This is a genomic window from Pseudomonas sp. 10B238, assembly GCF_000970615.1.
Taxonomy (GTDB): domain Bacteria; phylum Pseudomonadota; class Gammaproteobacteria; order Pseudomonadales; family Pseudomonadaceae; genus Stutzerimonas.
The window spans coordinates 1-4,439 of the sequence record NZ_KQ033958.1; the positions used below are offsets into that span (position 1 = coordinate 1).

At 59.4% G+C, this 4,439-nt stretch carries 5 protein-coding genes; all 5 read left to right on the forward strand.

The genetic code is table 11. The features are described from left to right. On the forward strand, positions 1–438 hold a 438-nt coding region (locus RT21_RS22585), incomplete at its 5' end, for an HAD-IC family P-type ATPase (RefSeq protein WP_046164433.1). Positions 439–530: 92 nt separating this feature from the next. Further along, complete coding sequence (locus RT21_RS22590; protein ID WP_234463688.1) at positions 531–896, forward strand: hypothetical protein; 366 nt, start codon at positions 531–533, stop codon at positions 894–896. A 94-nt stretch (positions 897–990) separates the two neighbouring features. Continuing rightward, positions 991–2,244: a TolC family protein gene (locus tag RT21_RS22595; RefSeq protein ID WP_003298793.1), complete on the forward strand. Its 1,254-nt coding sequence runs from the start codon at positions 991–993 to the stop codon at positions 2,242–2,244. Further along, a complete protein-coding gene (locus RT21_RS22600) occupies positions 2,241–3,689 on the forward strand; it encodes an efflux RND transporter periplasmic adaptor subunit (protein ID WP_046164434.1) in 1,449 nt (482 codons plus the stop codon). Before RT21_RS22595 ends, RT21_RS22600 begins: the two co-directional genes overlap by 4 nt. Then, positions 3,686–4,439 (forward strand): efflux RND transporter permease subunit (locus RT21_RS22605; RefSeq protein ID WP_046164435.1); only part of this gene is annotated, 754 nt, incomplete at its 3' end. The genes RT21_RS22600 and RT21_RS22605, both read left to right, overlap by 4 nt.

The following is a 4,439-nucleotide window of genomic DNA, read 5'->3' on the forward strand; positions in this document are numbered from 1 at the left end:
ATCGATGAAGTGCATGGTGAAGTGAAGCCGCAGGGCAAGGAGGCGCTGGTGGTTAAGCTACAAGCCCTCGGTAAGGTGGTTGCCATGGCAGGCGACGGAATAAATGACGCTCCGGCTCTCGCTAGGGCTGACGTAGGCATCGCGATGGGTACGGGTACCGACGTCGCGATGAATAGCGCCCAAGTCACGCTCGTTAAAGGTGACCTGATGGGAATACTTCGCGCCCGTACGCTTTCGGTGGCGACAGTTCGCAATATGCGTCAGAACCTTCTGTTTGCATTTATGTACAACGGGTTGAGCATCCCGATTGCTGCAGGTCTGCTCTATCCGTTCTTTGGACTGTTGCTGTCTCCGATGATTGCTGCCCTGGCCATGAGCCTTAGCTCAGCATCGGTTGTGTTCAACGCCCTCCGGCTCCGTCAAGCGCGTGTAGTTTGAAGCCTATCGGCTTAGGCTTCGGTTGCGAAGCGACCGATTGCCTCATTGATTGCTCATGAATTGCCCCGTAAGCTGAAAATATGAAGTCCTACATGCGCTCCTTCCTTATCCTGCTGCTAGTGCTCGCGCTTCCGATCAACGGGATGGCGCAATTGCTAATGCCGATTGGGTCGTCAGCGCATCACGTTATGCTTGATATGGAAGGCATGGACGCCATGGCAGCCAACCACGCATTGATGGCTGGCGTCAGCGGCGCTGAGCCCGAGTGCTGTGAAGGGCATGAGCAAGGGAAGACGACCGTCTGCAAGACGGGACAAGAATGCAAAACCGTCAGCCTTCTTCAGATCGTTGCTGCAAAGGCGCAGCTGGTCCCTGCGGGTAAACCGGCGAATACGCCCTATAACGACCAGGTACTTTCCCGCCATCTGGACGCCGTCTGGCATCCTCCCCGCGTCTGATTCCGATCAAATTCTAGGAACCGCCCGGATGTGAGCATTCGGGCCGGCTACCGCGCGCCTTCGGCTCGCATGGAAGATCAGGAATCCTGTCTAAATGAAACCCCGTATCCGCTGGGCGCCTCCCTACGTGGCCGCCTTGATCATCGGCGCGCTCTCATTCCCCGAGCTCGCGTCAGCTCTAACCTTAGAACAAGCCCTGAGCTTGGCTGAGCAAGACGCGCCTTCGCTGGATGCGCAAGCCGCCAATCTCAAAGCCGCACGCAGCGCTGCAATCCCTGCCGGCGAGCTCCCTGACCCTAAACTTAGGCTTGGGCTGCAAAACGTTCCCATTGAAGGTGACTCGCGCTGGCAATTGGACCAAGAGGCCATGACCATGCAAATGGTTGGGGTCATGCAAGATGTGCCAAACCGAGCGAAAAGGCGCGCCCGTGTCGAGGCTGCGCAGGCTAGTGTTGCGCTCGCAGGCGTTCAGCAAACCATTGAACGTCTCAGCGTGCGCCAGGCGACCGCCGAGGCATGGATCGCCAGCTTCGCGGTCGAGCAGAAGCTGAGCCTTTTCAAACAGCTCTACAGCGAGAATCAGCTACTTTCGCGGGCTGTTCAGGCGCGCATTGCTGGCGGCGGTGGGCAAACCGCAGACAGCGTACTTCCGAAGCAAGAGGCAGCATTGCTTGCTGAACAAGAGGATGAGCTGCTGCGCAACCAAGTTGTTGCGCGTGCCGACCTCCGCCGCTGGATAGGCGAGCCAGCAGACCAGCCGCTTACAGGCGACTGGCCGCGATGGCTTACCGACCTTGATCACTATCAGCACAGCCTGAACCGCCATCCGGCTTTGCTCGCCTTCGACCCGATGACTCGTGAAGCTGAGGCAAAAGTTCGCCAGGCCATCGCTGAGAAAACACCGGACTGGAGTTGGGGAGTCGATTATCTACGTCGTGGCCGGGAGTACGGCGACATGGTCAACCTCAGCGTCAGTTTCGACCTGCCGCTGTTTACCAGCTCTCGGCAGGATCCAAAGATCGCGGCTGAGCGAGCGCGCCTCACACAGATCGAGGCGCAGCGCCAAGCGGCGTTGCGTATGCATAACCAGGAGCTGGCCGCCGACCTGGCTGAATATCAGCGCCTTGACCGCGCGTTCGCACGCGTTGAAGAAACTCTACTGCCACTCGCCGAGGAAAAGGTCCGCCTTGCCATGGCGGACTACCGCGCCGGGAACGGCGAGCTGACCGCCGTGATCGACGCGCGCCGCCAGCTTGTCGAGACCCGCCTGCGTCGTATTGACGTAGCCCGCGACCGATCGCTGAGCAACGCCCGCTTGCATTTCGCCTTTGGAGATACCCGACCATGACATTTCAACTCAAACGGCTGGCCGTCGTCCTAAGCCTCCCGCTGATTATCAGTACGGCGAGCCTTGTCGCTCTGTCTACTTCTGTCTTTGCCCAAGCGGCAGATGAAGGCAAGGAGGTGCTTTATTGGTACGACCCGATGTATCCGCAACAGAAGTTCGATGAGCCAGGAAAGTCCCCATTCATGGACATGGATCTAGTCCCGCGCTATGCCGATGAGGGAGGCGACGGGGCGTCGATGAGCATCGATCCGAGCGTGACGCAGAACCTTGGCATGCGCCTGGCGACCGCAACACGTGAGTCAATTAGCCAATCGCTCGAAGCCACAGGTGCATTGATGTTTGACGAGCGAGACGTGGCTGTCGTGCAGGCGCGCGCCGGGGGCTTCGTCGAGCGCGTCTACGACCGAGCGCCGGAAGACGTCATTGAGAAAGGGGCGCCGCTTGCAGATCTGCTTATCCCTGAGTGGGCTGCTGCACAGGAAGAGTACCTAGCACTGAGAAAGATCGGCGAACCCCAGCTGCTCGCAGCAGCCCGTCAGCGGTTGCGCCTTGCCGGCATGCCGGCAGAGGTCATTGCGCAGCTGGAACGGACCGGTAAAGCGCGCCCCGTCTGGACCGTGACGAGCCCGATCGGTGGCGTATTAGAAAGTCTTGATGTCCGCGAGGGCATGACCGTACCCGCCGGCGCATCTCTTGCGCGTGTCAATGGGCTGGACACGGTTTGGCTAGAAGTTGCAGTACCAGAGGCGCAGATCGCACATTTAGCGCCTGGGCAATCAGTAACTGCGCGCCTGCCCGCTTTTTCGGGCGAAACGCTGGAAGGAACGATCCAGACTGTACTATCGCAGGCCAACCTGGATAGCCGCACTGTGCGTGTCCGGGTTGAGCTACCTAACCCACAACAGCGGCTTCGTCCTGGCATGACGGCCGAGGTGACGTTGAGTCGCAATGTTGAAGATGCCTTGGTCATCCCAACCGAGGCGGTCATTCGCACCGGCCGGCGAGCATTGGTGATGCTCGCTGAGGATGAAGGCCGTTACCGTCCCGTTGAGGTCCGCACCGGTCGAGAATTCGATGACCAGACAGAGGTACTTGAAGGGCTGGAAGCCGGTCAGAAGGTGGTGGCGTCCGGTCAGTTCCTCCTGGATTCCGAGGCTAGCCTACGCGGACTGACCGCTCAGGGTTTGGAGCAGCCTACATCTTCCACCGGACCTGCTTTGCACGAGGCTGAAGGCACGGTCGTCAGCCTGGAAGATGGCATGGTTGGCCTGTCACATGGGCCGTTCAAGACGCTGAACATGCCTGGGATGACCATGTCCTTCCCGGTTGCCGATCAGTCCCTCTTATCAGGCTTGCAAACGGGCGACCGCGTCCGTGTTGGCGTGCGTGAAAGCGACGAAGGCCTGATCATCGAGCGCATCGAGAAGCTCGGGGGCCAGCAATGATCGCAGCCATAATCCGATGGTCAGTGGCCAACCGCTTTCTGATCTTGCTCGCCACTTTGTTTGCGGTCGCCTGGGGTATCTGGTCGGTCAAGAACACCGCTGTCGATGCGTTGCCAGACCTTTCCGACGTTCAGGTCATAATTCGCACGCCATACCCAGGGCAGGCGCCGCAGATTGTCGAGAATCAGGTCACCTACCCGCTGACGACGACCATGCTGTCTGTCCCCGGCGCGAAGACAGTCCGCGGCTACTCCTTCTTCGGGGATAGCTACGTGTACGTCCTGTTCGAGGACGGCACAGACCTCTATTGGGCCCGTTCGCGGGTGCTTGAGTACCTGAGTCAGGTGCAGAGTCGGCTTCCCGCTGCCGCCAAACCTGCCTTGGGGCCCGACGCCACGGGGGTCGGTTGGATCTACCAATATGCTTTGGTAGACCGAACGGGCAAACATGACCTCTCGCAACTGCGCTCTTTGCAAGACTGGTTTCTGCGCTATGAACTCAAGACACTGCCCAACGTGGCGGAAGTCGCACCCATAGGCGGGATGGTCAAGCAGTACCAGGTCGTACTGGATCCTATACGCATGGCCAGCAGGGGCGTGACGCAGCAGCAAGTCGCTCAGGCTATCGATGAGGCCAACCGTGAAACTGGCGGGAGTGTTCTGGAACTCGCAGAAACCGAGTTCATGGTTCGTGCGACAGGGTATGTGGAGACTCTCAAGGACTTTCGAGCCATTCCTTTGCGTCTCGACG